The organism is Shewanella sp. AS16, from assembly GCF_021412365.1.
GTDB classification, from domain to species: domain Bacteria; phylum Pseudomonadota; class Gammaproteobacteria; order Enterobacterales; family Shewanellaceae; genus Shewanella; species Shewanella salipaludis.
This window is the reverse complement of the sequence record NZ_JAKCLK010000016.1, coordinates 1-14,573: the sequence shown is the minus strand read 5'-3', so window position 1 is coordinate 14,573 and position 14,573 is coordinate 1. Positions and strand designations below refer to the sequence as shown.

The 14,573-nt window shown below is 57.1% G+C and carries 12 protein-coding genes and 1 pseudogene; 10 read left to right on the top strand and 3 right to left on the bottom strand.

Annotated elements, in window-relative coordinates; translation table 11 throughout:
* Positions 1–194 precede the first annotated feature (194 nt).
* Together LZP73_RS18815 and LZP73_RS18810 are read left to right on the top strand one after the other, a co-directional pair.
* Positions 195–1,421, top strand: a complete 1,227-nt coding sequence (locus LZP73_RS18815; protein ID WP_234236438.1) for a lytic murein transglycosylase — start codon at positions 195–197, stop codon at positions 1,419–1,421.
* A 106-nt stretch (positions 1,422–1,527) separates the two neighbouring features.
* Positions 1,528–2,010: an FKBP-type peptidyl-prolyl cis-trans isomerase gene (locus tag LZP73_RS18810; protein ID WP_169562310.1), complete on the top strand. Its 483-nt coding sequence runs from the start codon at positions 1,528–1,530 to the stop codon at positions 2,008–2,010.
* 138 nt (positions 2,011–2,148) lie between these two features.
* Here LZP73_RS18810 and LZP73_RS18805 read toward each other — a convergent pair whose 3' ends face one another.
* Positions 2,149–4,065 (bottom strand): M1 family metallopeptidase, encoded by a 1,917-nt coding sequence (locus tag LZP73_RS18805; RefSeq protein WP_234236437.1) that lies wholly within the window; start codon positions 4,063–4,065, stop codon positions 2,149–2,151.
* 195 nt (positions 4,066–4,260) lie between these two features.
* Here LZP73_RS18805 and LZP73_RS18800 point away from each other — a divergent pair, with 195 nt between their 5' ends.
* Positions 4,261–4,488, top strand: a complete 228-nt coding sequence (locus LZP73_RS18800; protein WP_169562312.1) for a DUF3389 family protein — start codon at positions 4,261–4,263, stop codon at positions 4,486–4,488.
* A gap of 14 nt (positions 4,489–4,502) precedes the next feature.
* Here the strand turns inward: LZP73_RS18800 and LZP73_RS18795 are convergent, their stop codons facing one another.
* Positions 4,503–5,492, bottom strand: a complete 990-nt coding sequence (locus LZP73_RS18795) for a glutathione S-transferase family protein (RefSeq protein WP_234236436.1) — start codon at positions 5,490–5,492, stop codon at positions 4,503–4,505.
* 199 nt (positions 5,493–5,691) lie between these two features.
* Between LZP73_RS18795 and LZP73_RS18790 the strand changes: the two genes are divergently transcribed.
* From LZP73_RS18790 to LZP73_RS18780, 3 genes are all read left to right on the top strand, one after another.
* The gene (locus tag LZP73_RS18790; RefSeq protein ID WP_234236435.1) at positions 5,692–6,366 is read left to right on the top strand and encodes an alpha/beta hydrolase; all 675 of its coding nucleotides are present in this window, start codon (positions 5,692–5,694) and stop codon (positions 6,364–6,366) included.
* 373 nt (positions 6,367–6,739) lie between these two features.
* On the top strand, positions 6,740–8,449 hold the full coding sequence (gene ushA, locus LZP73_RS18785; protein ID WP_234236434.1) for a bifunctional UDP-sugar hydrolase/5'-nucleotidase UshA: 1,710 nt from the start codon (positions 6,740–6,742) through the stop codon (positions 8,447–8,449).
* Positions 8,450–8,774: 325 nt separating this feature from the next.
* Positions 8,775–9,230: an Hsp20 family protein gene (locus tag LZP73_RS18780; RefSeq protein ID WP_234236433.1), complete on the top strand. Its 456-nt coding sequence runs from the start codon at positions 8,775–8,777 to the stop codon at positions 9,228–9,230.
* Between the two features lie 306 nt (positions 9,231–9,536).
* Here the strand turns inward: LZP73_RS18780 and LZP73_RS18775 are convergent, their stop codons facing one another.
* On the bottom strand, positions 9,537–10,007 hold the full coding sequence (locus LZP73_RS18775; protein ID WP_234236432.1) for a GNAT family N-acetyltransferase: 471 nt from the start codon (positions 10,005–10,007) through the stop codon (positions 9,537–9,539).
* A gap of 643 nt (positions 10,008–10,650) precedes the next feature.
* On the opposite strand from LZP73_RS18775, the gene LZP73_RS18770 reads away from it, so the two are divergent.
* The 4 genes and pseudogenes from LZP73_RS18770 to LZP73_RS18755 form a co-directional block, all read left to right on the top strand.
* Positions 10,651–10,920, top strand: coding sequence for a DUF211 domain-containing protein (locus tag LZP73_RS18770; protein ID WP_169562320.1), 270 nt, complete (start codon positions 10,651–10,653; stop codon positions 10,918–10,920).
* Positions 10,921–10,924: 4 nt separating this feature from the next.
* Entirely contained in the window at positions 10,925–11,509 is a 585-nt protein-coding gene (locus LZP73_RS18765; RefSeq protein ID WP_234236431.1) for a hypothetical protein, read from the top strand.
* 1 nt (position 11,510) lies between these two features.
* Positions 11,511–14,189, top strand: coding sequence for a cation-translocating P-type ATPase (locus LZP73_RS18760; RefSeq protein ID WP_234236430.1), 2,679 nt, complete (start codon positions 11,511–11,513; stop codon positions 14,187–14,189).
* Positions 14,190–14,371: 182 nt separating this feature from the next.
* Positions 14,372–14,527, top strand: a pseudogene (locus LZP73_RS18755) (IS5/IS1182 family transposase); the annotation flags it as partial.
* Positions 14,528–14,573: the final 46 nt, after the last annotated feature.

Here is a 14,573-nt window from a genome sequence, read left to right as displayed (position 1 = left end):
GCGCATTTTCAGTTAAATTGCACGCCGGGGGTGAATCGCGGCGGCTTCACGGGTAGTATGCTCTGAGTGCCGACTGTGGTGCCCGGGTCTCTGCCCAGGCTGGACTGAGGTTGGGGTACGGGCCGGCTGGCACCAATAAGGGCAGCCGCGCCTCGAGCCACGGTCATTCTTCCTGATGTTCTTTTTTTGGAGTCATGTCTTTGGGTACTTTTATTTCTGCGGCCGCATTAACACTTTTTTCCGGTCTGCTGCTTGGCCAGACTGCCCTTGCCGATGACGCGGCTGAATTTGCCACCTGCGTCACAGGACTGCAAGCCAAGGCGAGGGCGGCGGGTTTGTCGCCGGAGACGGTCGATACCACAGTGGCGCAGCTGCGCTTGGTTCCCAGGGTGCTGGAGCTGGATAGGAAACAACCCGAATTCAGCCAGACCTTCGGCAACTATTTCAACCAAAGGGTGACAGATTGGCGGGTCGCCGAGGGCCGGCGTTTGCTGGCCGAACATAAGCAGCTGCTCGCGCGCCTGACGGCGCAGCATGGGGTGCCGGCGCAATACCTGTTGGCCTTCTGGGGACTGGAAACCAACTTCGGGCGCTACAAGGGCAAGATGCCTGTGCTGGACTCGCTGGCGACCCTGGCCTGTGATCATAGGCGCAGCGACTATTTCACCTCAGAGCTCATCCAGGCGCTGAAATTGAAAGAGCGTTACGGCTTCGAGTCCAAGGACATGGTCGGCTCATGGGCCGGTGCCATGGGACATACGCAATTCATGCCTTCGGCCTACGGCAAGTACGCCCTGGATGGTGACGGCGACGGCAAGGCCGATCTCTGGCATAGCACAGAGGATGCCTTGACCTCGGCGGCCAACTTCCTGCAGCACCTGGGCTGGAAACGGGATGAACGCTGGGGCAGGGAAGTCCTGCTGCCCGAGGATTTCGATTACCGCCACCTGGGGCGCCAGCAGGCGCAGCCGCTGAGCGAATGGGCCAAACTCAAGCTCAAACGCGCCAATGGCCGGTCGCTGCCAACGGCGGATATGCGGGCGGCGCTGTATGTGCCGGCTGGCCATACCGGCCCCGCCTTTCTCGGCTATGATAATTTCGAGGTGATAATGCGCTGGAACCGTTCGGCGTTTTATGCCATCGCCGTCGGTCATCTGGCCGACAGGATAGTGGGCGCCGCGCCGCTCACCGTCAGGCCGCCGGAGCAGCCGAGGCTGAGCCGTGAGCGGGTCAAGCAGCTGCAGGCCGGACTGAACTCACTCGGCTTCCAGGTGGGAGAGCCGGACGGGGTGCTCGGCCGTAACACTGTGGCCGGGATCCAGGCGTTTCAGCGCAGCCGGCAGCTGATCGCCGATGGTTATCCCGGCGAGGAAACCTTGCAGGCGCTGGCCCCGGCGGTTAAACAACAGACAGCCCCTTGACGGCTGGCCTTCCCTGGGCTGGCGGCAGATAAAAATGTGGAGCCCGCAGGGCAGTTTTGCTAAGCTGCGGCCACATTTGAAATCGAAGTGAATTTAAGGACATTCGATGAGCATTAAAGACGATATGGTAGTGCAGTTTAACTACACACTGCGTGACGAGAAGGGTGACGTCATAGAGAGCAATCAAGGCGGCGAGCCCATCGCCTACCTCCATGGCCATGACAACATGATGCCGGGCGTGGAAAATGCCATCAATGGCAAAGAAATAGGTGCCAAGTTTACCGTGACTCTGCCGGCGGCCGAGACCTATGGCGAGCGTATCGAAGGTGCCGAGCAACGCGTGTCTGTCAAGCATCTGATGGGTGCCAAGGTGTGGAAGCCTGGCATGAGCGCCGTGGTCAACACGGATCAGGGGCAACGTCAGGTGACCATATTGAAAGTGGGCAAGTTCATGGCCACGGTCGATGTCAACCACCCTCTTGCCGGCCGCGAGCTGACGTTCGATATCGAAGTCGTCGGTGCCCGTGATGCCAGCGACGAAGAGATAGCCCATGGCCATGCCCATGGCGCAGGTGGTCATCACCACTGATGCTGCCGCCCCGGGCAGCAGTTGAATGCCTATATTGATGCCCGGCTATCGGCCCATGCATGAAAAAGCCCAGACTCAGGTCTGGGCTTTTTTATTGGCTGTGAATATTGGCCTGTCTGATGCGGCGGCGCCTGCCGGTTAGCGTATGTCGAACAACCTATCCAGACCCGATTGGGTCAGGGGATGGTAACCGGCACGGGCCCTGAGGTAGACGGCCTTGGCCCAGGCTCTTTGCTTGGACTCTGCCAGGCTCTGGTACAGGGGCACCACGAGGCGGCGTCTGCCTATCTGGGTCAGATAAGCATCCAGGGGGGGCAGCACTTCGTAATACTGATTGTCCAGTGCCAGTGAGTACCAGGAGAAGGCGATTTCTTTGTTGCCCGTGTGGCTGAAGTCGAACGCCTTGTCCAGCTCGGCCAGCTTGTCGTGGCTCAGATCCAGCCTGGGCATCTCATTGATAAACCTCAACCACTGGTGAACCACCCAGTCCCGGGTCTGGAGTTGGCCGGCATCCAGTTTGCCGTCGAGCCATGCCCGGCGCTGTTCGTCCACAGAGGTGAAGGCCTCAGAGTGCGGCGGCGTCATGAATGCCGGCAACCCCTGGCCCTCTATCCAGTCGTCTACCTGAGCGTCGCTGACGATTCCCGGGTAGGCTTCGAGCAGGTGCGTCTTCAGGTAAGCCCTGAAACTGGCGGTGTTTATGCTTTGAAAGGCGAAGTGATTGAAGTAACCCTTGACGAAGGCGTCGAAACGCTCACGGCCAAATTTATGTTCCAGGAAGAGCAGGAATAGCTGGCCCTTGACATAGGGGACTGAGCTGAAGGCATCATCGGGATCGCGCCTGCCTATGTCCAGGTGCAACACAGAGTCGCCGTCGTCGAGTTGCGGCAGCTCGGCCAGCAACTCACCATAGCCTATGGCTTGCTCCATCAGTGCCCGCTTGCGGCCATACAAGTCTTCCATGATGCGGTTTTCAACATAGGTGGTGAAACCTTCGTTGAGCCAGAGATCGCGCCAGCTGGCGTTGGTCACCAGGTTGCCGGACCAGGAGTGCGCCAGCTCATGGGCTATCAGGCTCACCAGGCTCTTGTCACCCGCGATAACGGTCGGGGTGATGAAGGACAGGCGGGGATTTTCCATGCCGCCGAAGGGGAAACTCGGCGGCAGGATCAGCAGATCGTAACGGCCCCAGCGATAGTCGCCATAACGTTTGGCGGCGACCTTGATCATCGCCGGGGTATCTTCAAATTCCTTGTGTGCCTGTGCCAGGATCTCCGGCTCGGCCCAGACACCGGAAGTCGCATCGAACGCCTTGAATTGCAAGTGACCGGCGGCGATGGCGATGAGATAGGCGGGGATAGCTTGCGGCATGGAGAATTGGGTCTGGGTGGGCGACAGCTTCCGGCGATCGGCGCTCATCACCACATTGATGCCTTCGGGCGCACTGATCTTGGCCTCATAGGTGCTGCGCACCGCCGGGGTATCCTGCAGCGGGATCCAGCTGCGGGCATGTATGGCCTGGTTTTGGCTGAACATGAAGGGAGCTTGCTTGCCCTGGGTCTGCGCCGGCGTCAACCACTGCAGGCCGGAAGCCGTGCTCGACGCCTGATAGGTAATTTTTACCCGGCTGACGTCGGTAGCGGCGAAATCTATGATCAGGGGCTCGCCCATCACTGGGTGGTTCGGCCCCATATGATAACTGGCCTTGCTCCAGTGGCCGTCGCCGTCCAGGGCGCTGATCTGGCTGACGTTCAAGCCGCGACTGTCGAGGACCAGGGTATGGCCGGGTTTATGCCAGTCCAGGCTCAGAATGGCATCGCCGGCTATTTGTTGGTGGGCAAAATCGAGCGCCAGATCCAGTGCTATGTGAGTGACACTGACCTCCAGATAGTTGGCGAAGGTGAGCGCGTCGCTGTTTTGGGAGATGCTTGTCTTGGCGGCAGCCTGTTGCGCTGGGGCCGGTTCTGCGGGCGCCTGGGCAGCGGCCGCGGGCAGCAAGACTGCGCCACAAAGCAGGCTCAGGCCGAGGGCGCAGCGGGAGTAAGAGATTGTCATGATCAACCTATTTTTGTTCTATGGGATTTGTTGAGTGGCCAGTTTACCCGAATTTTATCTTTTAGGGTCAACCGCCTTTGGCTAATTGCACCGGGTATTGGCTTTGACCCGGGAATAGGTCCGCGGCAGATGAATTTGGGTTTGTCGCGGCCAAGTTTGCTATGATGGCGCGTTTTTTATCGGAGCGTACTCGAAATGGTGTTGGATTTTTCACAGGGTAAAATAATAGTCACGGCATTTGAGGTACAAGTGCGGCTGCGGGCGTCGAATCTGGTGTTGCAGGCGATGGCCGAAGACATACAGCTCAAGCGGCAGGGGAGGCTGCTGCTTGCCGACGGCGGCGCGGTGCGTTGGAGCCTGAGTCTGGATGACGAGGCCCAGCTGGAGCAGATCCGGGAACAGCTGGGCCTGGACTATGAGTGAGGAGATAACCTAGGTTAGTCCCTGCCGTGGGGTCTGAGGTAATCTATCTCAGGCCCGCGTGGCACTATGCGGCTGGGATTGATGTTGGCATGGCTGTAGTAATAGTGTTGCTTGATGTGTTCCATATTCACGGTCGAGGCCACACCTGGCTGCTGGTATAGGTCACGCAGATAGCCCGAGAGTGCCGGGTAGTCCTCGATGCGTTTCAGGTTGGTTTTGAAATGGCCGACATACACGGCATCGAAACGTATCAGAGTGGTAAACAGGCGCCAATCGGCTTCGGTGATCGTCGCGCCGGTAAGATAGCGCTTGTGGGTCAGGCGCAGTTCCAGCTCTTCCAAGGCGGCAAACAATGCCTCGAAGGCATCGTCATAGGCGGCTTGGCTGGTGGCAAAACCGGCACGATAGACGCCGTTGTTAATCTGAGGGTAAATCCAGGCGTTGAGCGCATCTATTTCGTCTCTGAGCTGGATAGGGTAATAATCCTGGCTGTTGCCGGTCAGGTGATCGAAGGCCGAGTTGAACATGCGGATGATTTCCGATGATTCATTGCTGACGATTGACTGAGTCTGTTTATCCCAGAGCAGGGGCACTGTGACCCGGCCGCTGTAATCCGGCATGGCGCGTTGGTAGAGCCGATACAGGAAATCGTCGCCATAGAGGGGATCGGCCTGGGCCCCCTGGATATGCTGTTGGGTGTTGGGGTGCAGAAATTCCCAGCCATTTTCCAACATGTGCGGCTCAACCACTGTCACCCCTATGAGGGACTCCAGGCCCTTGAGTTTCCTGAAAATCAGGGTGCGGTGTGCCCAGGGGCAAGCGAGTGACACATACAGATGATAGCGTTCGGCTTCGGCCTCGAAGCCGCCGCGACCGCTGCTCCCCGGGCTGCCATCGACAGTGATCCAGTTGCGTAATTGGGCGGCTTCACGGATGAACTTACCCTGATTGGCGTCTGTGTCATACCAGGCGTCGACCCATTTTCCAGCTTGTAATAATCCCATGTCTGTTACCTTTCAATGTCGGCTCAGCTGTGAGTCTATTGTTTGTGTTGCCTGGGATATAGCGGAAAAACTGCCGTTAACCGTTCGATTTTTTCTATAGTTCCTGCCAGGCGAAGGGCGCCGAGTGACGCCCAAGGCCGACTGCTGCTATCATGGCGGCCCAATTCATTCCATATGATAAGAAGTAAAAGGATACATTATGTCAGCTCTGCCGCTTGAAGCTATTGTCGTCGAACCCAGCACACAGGCCACGGCTTGTGTGATCTGGTTGCATGGTTTAGGGGATTCGGGTGCCGGCTTCGCCCCCGTGGTGCCTGCCTTGGGATTGAAGGCGGATCACGGCATACGTTTCGTGTTTCCCCATGCCCCGGAGCAGGCGGTGACCATCAATGGCGGTTATCAGATGCGGGCCTGGTATGACATCAAGAGCATGGATCTGCACGACAGGGCCGACATGGCGGGGGTATTGGCGTCCGAGGCCTTGGTGGCCGGGTTGATCGCCGAACAAATCGCGTCCGGGATTGCCGCCAACAAGATAGTGCTGGCGGGCTTCAGTCAGGGCGGGGTGATGAGCCTGTTTACCGGCTTGCGTTACCCACAGGCGCTGGCGGGCATCATGGCCCTGTCCTGTTATCTGCCCGGCGGTGATAAGTTGCCCGAAGGGCTGAGCGCTGCCAACAGAAACACGCCGATACTGCAGCATCATGGTGAGCAAGACGATGTGGTGCCCTTGTTTGCGGCCACCATGGCCAAAGATGCGCTGCTGGCGGCAGGTTACCCGCTGAGCTGGAAAACCTATGCCATGCCACATAGCGTCTTGCCACAGCAATTGATTGAGATAGGCGGCTGGTTAACAAAAGTGTTGCAGGCGTAAAAATAAAGCGTAACAAACTGAGTCGCCAATCGCACTTGAGTATACAGCCTGTTCTCATTTTGGAACAATGCCGGATGCGAGCGACTGAGTAAAAGTTCTAACTCAGATCCAATAAGCTGGCGCCTTTGCCAGCTTTTTTTATTCCAATATTATTTGTTGCTTCTCCTGCTTCAGGTTTTTATTTGCAAACCCTTTTCTTTAAACAAAACAAAATACACTCAATCCCGCTCATTTAAATAAGTAGATATTTCAGTTTAATTAATTTTTTTGACACATTTACGATTTAATCTTTGATATTATACGCGCCGACGAATACCAAATATTCGTCGGAAATTAATAGTACTAAAATAAATAAAATCAAGGGGTTGATATAATGTCTAATAAATTGGTTAAGGGATTGCTTGCCACAGCTGTGCTCGCTGCACTCGCAGGTTGTAATAACGGTAACGACGATACAACAGCACCCGTACCCGAAGTTTGTGGTGTCGATAACTGCACCAAGTTCACCGTGTTGCATACCAATGATAACCATGGCCGTTTCTGGTCCAATGGCGACGGCGAATATGGTATGGCGGCCCGTAAAACCTTAATTCAACAAATTCGTGCCGAAGTTGAAGCCAACGGTGGCGAAACCTTATTGTTGTCCGGCGGTGATATTAATACCGGCGTACCTGAGTCCGATTTACAGGATGCCGTTCCGGATTTCGTCGGCATGAACGACATAGGTTACGATGCCATGGCCGTAGGTAACCATGAATTCGACAACCCATTGTCTATCCTGGACATGCAACGTCACCTGGCCCAGTTCCCTATGCTGGCGGCCAACATCTACAAGGCAGATGGCACGCGTTATTTCGACGCCTACAAGGTGTTCGACATCAAGGGGCTGAAAGTGGCCGTTATCGGCCTGACCACGGAAGATACGGCTAAGATAGGCAATCCTGAGTTCATCAGCGGTCTGACCTTCACAGATCCTAAAGTCGAAGTGGCCAAGGTGATCAAGGAAATCAAGGATGCCAAGGCTGCCGATCTGATTTTTGCCGCCACTCATATGGGTCACTATGCCGATGGTCAAAACGGCAGCAACGCCCCTGGGGATGTCGCCATGGCGCGTGCCCTGACCGAAGGCGATCTGCAGCTGGTGGTTGGCGGTCACTCGCAAAACCCTGTGTGTATGGAGCCCGGCACCAATGAATATGCCGATTTCTCTGCCGGCGATGCCTGCGTACCGGATCAACAGAACGGTACCTGGATCATGCAGGCCCATGAATGGGGCAAGTATGTAGGCCGTGCCGACTTCGAATATTTTGGCGGCAAGCTGCATCTGGCAAGCTACAAGCTGATCCCGGTCAACCTGAAGAAAACCGTTGTCGATGAAGCGGGTAACAAGAGCAAGGTGTTGATAGGTGACGAAATTGCACCTGATGCCGAACTGAAAGAATTGCTGCAATACTTCCAGGACAAAGGCAACGGCAAACTGGATGAAGTGATAGCGACTACCGATGGTCTGCTGGACGGCGAACGTGCCAATGTGCGCAACATGCAAACCAACCTGGGTCGCTTGCTGGCCATGGCCCAGAGCACCAAGGTTCACGCAGATTTCGGCGTGATGAACTCGGGCGGGGTGCGCGCTTCTATTGAAGCGGGTGATATCACCTACCGTGACGTGCTGACGGTGCAGCCTTTCGGCAACATGGTGACCCTGAGCACTATGACGGGCAGCGATGTGGCCAATTACCTGGGTGCTGTCGCCAGCATGCAGATAGACTCTGGCGCCTACGCCCAGGTAACCGGCGTCAAGATGAACGTCGATTGCGCCGCCAAGACAGTGGCTATCAGCGAGATCAACGGCAAGGACTTCAGCGCCACCGACAGCTATAGCTTCACTGTGCCTAGCTTCAACGCCGCCGGCGGCGACGGTTATCCTGTGCTGACACCGGTACAGACAGGTTATGTCGATGCCGACGTCTTGTATGACTTCTTCAAAGAGAAGGGCAGCGTAGTGGCTAACGACTATAACCCGGTCGGTGACATAGTGTACGAGAACTCTGAAAGCGTTGCCGGCTGCAAGATCAGCAACTAAGACAGGTTCGAATGCAATTTGAGGCTAACCATCAAGCCGTGGATTAACCATGGCATTGCAATTAGTCGAGCGTTAATACAGGAGGCAGCCCAGGGGCTGCCTTTTTCATGGGGCTAAAAAAATCTGCCCAACGGCTTGAAAAATCCTTTTCGGCATCCATATCAGTTACAGAGTCGCTCATCGAGGGCTCGAGGTGAGGATCACAGTACCAATAGGCAATAGCGCCGCGATTTGCCTTGGTAAGGTGTTTTCATTTGTGAATAGAGGCGCGACCCGGTCGGCCGATTTGATTTATCACATATTGCTTAAGTAAGAGGATATGACCATGCGTAATTATGACTTAACCCCCCTGTACCGCAGTGCCATAGGTTTCGATCGTTTGGCCCAGCTGGCCGAACATGCCGCCGCCAACAACGGCAACAGCGGTTATCCCCCCTACAACATAGAATTGCTGGGTGAGAACCGTTACCGTATCACCATGGCCGTCGCCGGCTTCGCCATGGACGAGCTGGAAATCACCAGCGAAGGCGAGAAACTCCTGGTCAAAGGCAGCAAGACCGAGGCGCAGACGGAGCGCAAATACCTGTACCAGGGCATAGCCGAGCGCGGCTTCGAGCGCAGCTTCCAGTTGGCGGATCATGTGACTGTGGTCGGCGCCGAGTTGGAACATGGTCTGCTCAACATAGATCTGGTGCGGGAAATCCCCGAGGCACTCAAGCCCCGCAAGATAGAGATAGGCAGCAGCCGGACGATTGAAAGCAAGGCGTCTAAAAACGACTAAGTTCAGCCGCAACGGCCAATGGCATCCCGGCAGGTATGCTTCACTGGCTTGTAAAATAGCCCGGCAAAATAGTCCGGTAAAATAATAGCCCGGCAAAATAACGCCAGTCGACGAGTCGGCCGGCGTTATTGTTTTTTATCTGCCCCAACCTAGGTCCGTATCGGATGATTCCGGGAGCGGCTGCTTCTCCAGCGCCATCAGTTGGGCCAGGGCGCTAATCGGAGACTCACCCGCACTTCCAGCCATAAAAAACTGGGTGAGATCACCCAGACAGGCTTTCGAGAACAGCAGCACCAGAGCCAGTTGCTAGGCGATTTTTCCACGCATTATGTACTGTGGTCCCGCCGCACCGCCAAGATATAGCTCATTCGTGTCTTCAAAGCCGCCTTTTTGATAGCAAGCAACCGCACCCGGATTCTTGCAATTGACGGTTAAGTAGATTGAGCCGTAATTTGAATAGTGGGTTTTTAGGTACGAAAACAATGCCTTTACCGCGGCAGTACCAATACCCTTTCCCTGTTGATTTTTATCAATAGCAAAGGCTCTTAACCCCAGGCTGCCTTCGGGACAGAAGCGGTAGTTTGCAGGGTATGAGGTATCCAGTTTAAAGAAGCCTACGATGACATCATTGGACTTAATGACATGCAAGTGCGTAGTCTCACTGCCATCCAACAGAAATTCTGCGGCAGTGCCGGCGAATTTCACTTGTTCCTCGGCCAAACGAATATTGTTAACCGATTCAAGATGTGAATTTGTGAGTTGCTCTATTTCTATCATGGTACTTCCATGTTAATTCAGTGCACGACAGCCCAAACAGGGCTAATTGGCTTGGCTAAGCAAGCAAGCAAGCAAGCAAGCAAGCTTTATCTGTTCCGCCGGCTTGGGTTGCTATATGGCCGTTTGCTTTTTTTAAAAGTCACTAGTAAAAGTGGGCGGCATCTCGGGTCATTGAGCAAATAAAATATACCCTCGCTTTTTGTAAAAGTCTAAAGCTTGAAATGAGCTGGTTTCCAAGCGAAAGTTTGTGACGCCTTTGGGTTGGGCATGAACTTCGAGTTGTTCTTGGGTCACTGAGGCAATATTGATTGAGGGGATCTTCCGCTAAACCTATTCCACCCCAGAGGAAAACCCGGGTACACAGGATTGGTTAGGTGATTAAAGGGCGTTGCCTGTGGCTCAGGCAATGGCCTCTCTTTTCTCTCGCTTTTTTTCAACTCAACCTAACCCAACCCAACTTCAGCCGGCTGCTTGGCCATTGACCATCGACCATTGATAATTGACCAGTGCCGGAATTCGTTGCCCCCAGGCCGGTGCAGCGGGGCAGGCCAAAGCATCTGCGCTGACCTACACTTGCCTCTGGGAAGCGTTTTCGCGCCGGCAGTGATGAATGCCGGCAATGTCACAGCAGTCAGGGGGTGCCATGGTTACGGTCAAAAAGATGGTCTTGGATATACTCAAACCCCACAGGCCCAATGCCCTGGAGTTTTGCCTTGGGGTCGCCGCAGTCGGCGCCGATTACCGGGTACAGCTGACGGTGTTGGAGATGGATGAAAAAACCGAGTCGCTGCGGTTGCAGGTGGAAGGCGCCGCCCTCGATTTCGAGGCCATCCATGGCGCCATCAACACTCTCGGTGGCTCGCTGCACAGCATAGATGAGGTAGAAGTGCACAGCGGCGCCGGCACGGACTGACGCCGTGGGCTGGCTGGCATGGGTGGATTTCTTGCTGCGCATCAGCCGCAGCCAGGGCATAGTGCGGCGTTATCTGGTGGTCAACGGTTTCGATGGTGCGCTCACTATGCTGGGGTTGATCCTGGGGTTTGTGTTCAGCTCGCCGGCCGAGCTGGATCTTATCCTCAATGCCTGCCTGGGGGCGGCCATCGCCCTTGCCATGAGTGGCATTAGCAGCGCCTATATAAGTGAAGCGGCCGAGCGCAAGCGGGCACTGAGCCAACTGGAGGAGGCGATGTTGAGCGATCTGCATGCCAGTGCCCACGGCAAGGCGGCGCGCTGGGTACCCCTGTTTATCGCCATCATCAACGGCGCCGCGCCACTGGCAATATCCCTGTTGATCCTCACGCCCCTGTGGCTGGCACGCGCCGGTGTGGCCTTGCCCTTGGCACCGCTGCCGCTGGCGGTGATGGTGGCACTGTTGCTGATTTTCTTTCTCGGGGTGTTTCTCGGACACATCGCCCAGACGTCCTGGTTGCACAGCGGTCTGCAGACTCTGCTGGTCGCCGCGCTGACCGCCGCACTCATCTACCTCATTGGCGGACGCTGACATGCACCCCAAGGAGTCGCCGCAGCCCTTGGCGGACACAGAGATGCACAGCGCCGAATGGCATCTGCTCGACGCAGACACAGTGCTGCAACGGCTGGCAGCATCACGCCGCGGTCTGGACAGCGCCGAGGCCAGGCGCCGCTTGCAGCACTATGGTGCCAATCTGCTGCCTTCGGCCCGCAGGCGTTCGTGGCTGCGGATGCTGTTGGGGCAGTTTGCCGATTTCATGATCTTGGTGCTGCTGGTTGCGGCGCTGATTTCCGGTTTCATCGGTGAGCCCCAGGATACTGTGACTATCCTGCTGATAGTGCTGCTCAACGCCCTGATAGGCACGCTGCAGGAGTTTCGTGCCGAGCGCGCGCTCAGTGCGTTGCAGGCCATGGCGGCGCCTATGGCTCGGGTATTGAGGGACGGCCAGCCTGTGCTGCTGGCGGCCAGCGAGCTGGTGCCAGGCGATCTGGTATTGCTGGAGAGCGGCAATCAGGTACCTGCCGATCTGCGGCTGCTGGAGGCCGAGGATCTGCAGGCCGATGAGTCGGCGCTGACCGGGGAGTCTCTGCCTGTCGACAAGCAGAGTGCCCGCCAGCGTGCCGACGACGGGGATCCGGCGACGCGTCACAATCTGCTCTTCAATCACAGCCTGATCACCCGCGGCCGCGCTTGCGCTGTGGTGGTGGCCACAGGCTTGCAGACCCGGATGGGCCGCATAGCTCAAATGTTGCAAACAGAGCAGGGCGTCAGCACGCCGTTGCAGCAGAGGTTGTTGCGCTTTGGCCGTTATCTGGTGCTGGCGGTGCTGGTGATTTGCGCCTTGGTGTTCGTGGTGGGGGTGTGGCAGGGACAGGCGCCCATGCTGATGTTGCTCACCGCCGTCAGCCTGGCGGTGGCTGCCATCCCCGAGGCCCTGCCTGCTGTGGTGACCATCTCTTTGGCCCTGGGGGCCCGCAAGTTGGTGCGCCACCATGCCTTGGTGCGCAATCTGCCGGCGGTCGAGACGCTGGGCTCTGTTACTTATATTTGTGCCGACAAGACGGGCACTTTGACCCAGAATCGCATGCGCGTCGAGGCGCTGTTTGCCGCCGGCGAGCGGATCGCGGTGCTGCCGCCTCGGCCCGGGCCACCCTGGTTGCAACTTGGGCAGGCAATGGCACTCAGCAACGATGTGGCCCTGCAGGATGGTCGCATGACAGGGGAAGCCACCGAACTGGCGCTGTTCGATGCCGCCGCCCGCAGCGGCTTTCACAAGACTGCACTGGAGCAGGCTTTCCCCCGCTTGCTGGCGCTGGCCTTCGATGGCCGCCGCAAGTGCATGACCACCCTGCATCAGAGTGACCCGGGAGTCGTGGCTTATACCAAGGGCGCGCCGGAGACAGTGCTGAGCCAGTGCGTCCGCCAACTGGGCGTTGCCGCCGTCGAGCCTTTCGAGGAGCAGACTGTGCTGGCAGAGGTGCAGCGTCTGACCGAGGCGGGCTATCGGGTACTGGCGTTTGCCATGCGTGAATTTGCTTCCCTGCCTGCGGGGCAGAGCAGCGACAGTTTGGAGCAACAGCTGACGTTCCTCGGGCTGGTTGGGCTGATGGACCCACCGCGGCAGGAAGCGGCCCAGGCCCTGAGTGACTGCCACAGCGCCGGCATTACCACTGTGATGATCACCGGCGATCACCCGGGCACGGCGATGACCATAGCCCGGGGGCTGGGGATCGCCCGTCAACCCGCCGAATTGCTCAGCGGCGGCCAACTGGCGGCCCTGAGCGATGCCGAACTGGCACGGAAGGTCGGCTCCATCAGGGTCTATGCGCGGGTGACGCCCGAGCAGAAACTGCGCATCGTCAAGGCGTTGCAGGCCAATGGGGAATTTGTGGCCATGACGGGCGATGGGGTCAACGATGCGCCGGCACTGCAGCGTGCCGGCATAGGCGTGGCCATGGGCTGCAAGGGCACGGATGTGGCACGCGAGGCCGCCGACATGGTGTTGCTCGACGACAATTTTGCCAGCATAGTGCACTCTGTCCGCGCCGGTCGGCGGATCTTCGACAACATCCGCAAGTTCATCAAGTACACAATGACATCCAATGCCGGCGAGATCTGGACCCTGTTTTTGGCACCCTTCATGGGACTGCCGGTGCCGCTGCTGCCGATCCATATACTGTGGATTAACCTGGTCACGGATGGCTTGCCCGGGCTGGCATTGACGCTGGAGCCGGCCGAGCCGGCTATCATGCAGCGGCCGCCACGGCCACCGACGGAAAACATTTTTGCCCATGGCCTGTGGCAGCACATAGTCTGGGCGGGCCTGTATATCGGCGGCATCAGTCTCGCCGCCATGGCCTGGGCCATCGCCCATGGACAGGCTTATTGGCAGACCATGGTGTTTACCGTCTTGACCGTGGCACAGCTGTTTCATGCGCTGGCGGTACGCAGTGAGCGCCAGTCATTGCTGCGACTTGGGTTGTTGAGCAACCAGCCGCTGCTGGGGACCGTGTTGCTGACGCTGTTGCTGCAATTGGCGGTGATCTACACGCCTGTGCTCAACCGCGTGTTCCATACCCAGCCCTTGCCCCCCTTTGCACTGCTGCTATGCCTCTTGCTGTCGGCCACTGTGTTGCTGGCGGTGGAGGCGGAGAAATGGCTGCTGCGCCGCGGCCTGCTGTACCCAGGTGCCCGAGCCCGTGACCCATGATCCCGGGTTCAAGACGTGGACATTCGGACAGCTGCCGATAATGACGATGCCGGCCAAGAATAATTGTGTCTGTCCTCATAAGCAGCTCTTATACTTTTACTGGCGTTGTTGCCTTATATAGGTGAACCTTCTGCTCCTGATGCGATCAGATCCTGTGAATAACACACCGGAATCGATACAAGATGGGCAAATCCAAGCATCGCATCACCAATTGGCCGGAATATAACAGAGCCTTGACCAAACGAGGCTCACTGGCGTTTTGGATAGACGAGCAGGCTATGAGCCACTGGTGCTGCACTGAGCATCATGGTGGCCGAGGCCGGGGATTTCAGTACAGCATTCTTCGTCAACTAGATGGGCGATTGAAACCGCATTGATACTCAA

Coding starts and splice junctions, on each gene's coding strand:
- LZP73_RS18815 (WP_234236438.1), top strand. CDS start 195: ATGTCTTTGGGTACTTTTATTTCTGCGGCCGCATTAACACTTTTTTCC.
- LZP73_RS18810 (WP_169562310.1), top strand. CDS start 1,528: ATGAGCATTAAAGACGATATGGTAGTGCAGTTTAACTACACACTGCGT.
- LZP73_RS18805 (WP_234236437.1), bottom strand. CDS start 4,065: ATGACAATCTCTTACTCCCGCTGCGCCCTCGGCCTGAGCCTGCTTTGT.
- LZP73_RS18800 (WP_169562312.1), top strand. CDS start 4,261: ATGGTGTTGGATTTTTCACAGGGTAAAATAATAGTCACGGCATTTGAG.
- LZP73_RS18795 (WP_234236436.1), bottom strand. CDS start 5,492: ATGGGATTATTACAAGCTGGAAAATGGGTCGACGCCTGGTATGACACA.
- LZP73_RS18790 (WP_234236435.1), top strand. CDS start 5,692: ATGTCAGCTCTGCCGCTTGAAGCTATTGTCGTCGAACCCAGCACACAG.
- ushA (WP_234236434.1), top strand. CDS start 6,740: ATGTCTAATAAATTGGTTAAGGGATTGCTTGCCACAGCTGTGCTCGCT.
- LZP73_RS18780 (WP_234236433.1), top strand. CDS start 8,775: ATGCGTAATTATGACTTAACCCCCCTGTACCGCAGTGCCATAGGTTTC.
- LZP73_RS18775 (WP_234236432.1), bottom strand. CDS start 10,007: ATGATAGAAATAGAGCAACTCACAAATTCACATCTTGAATCGGTTAAC.
- LZP73_RS18770 (WP_169562320.1), top strand. CDS start 10,651: ATGGTTACGGTCAAAAAGATGGTCTTGGATATACTCAAACCCCACAGG.
- LZP73_RS18760 (WP_234236430.1), top strand. CDS start 11,511: ATGCACCCCAAGGAGTCGCCGCAGCCCTTGGCGGACACAGAGATGCAC.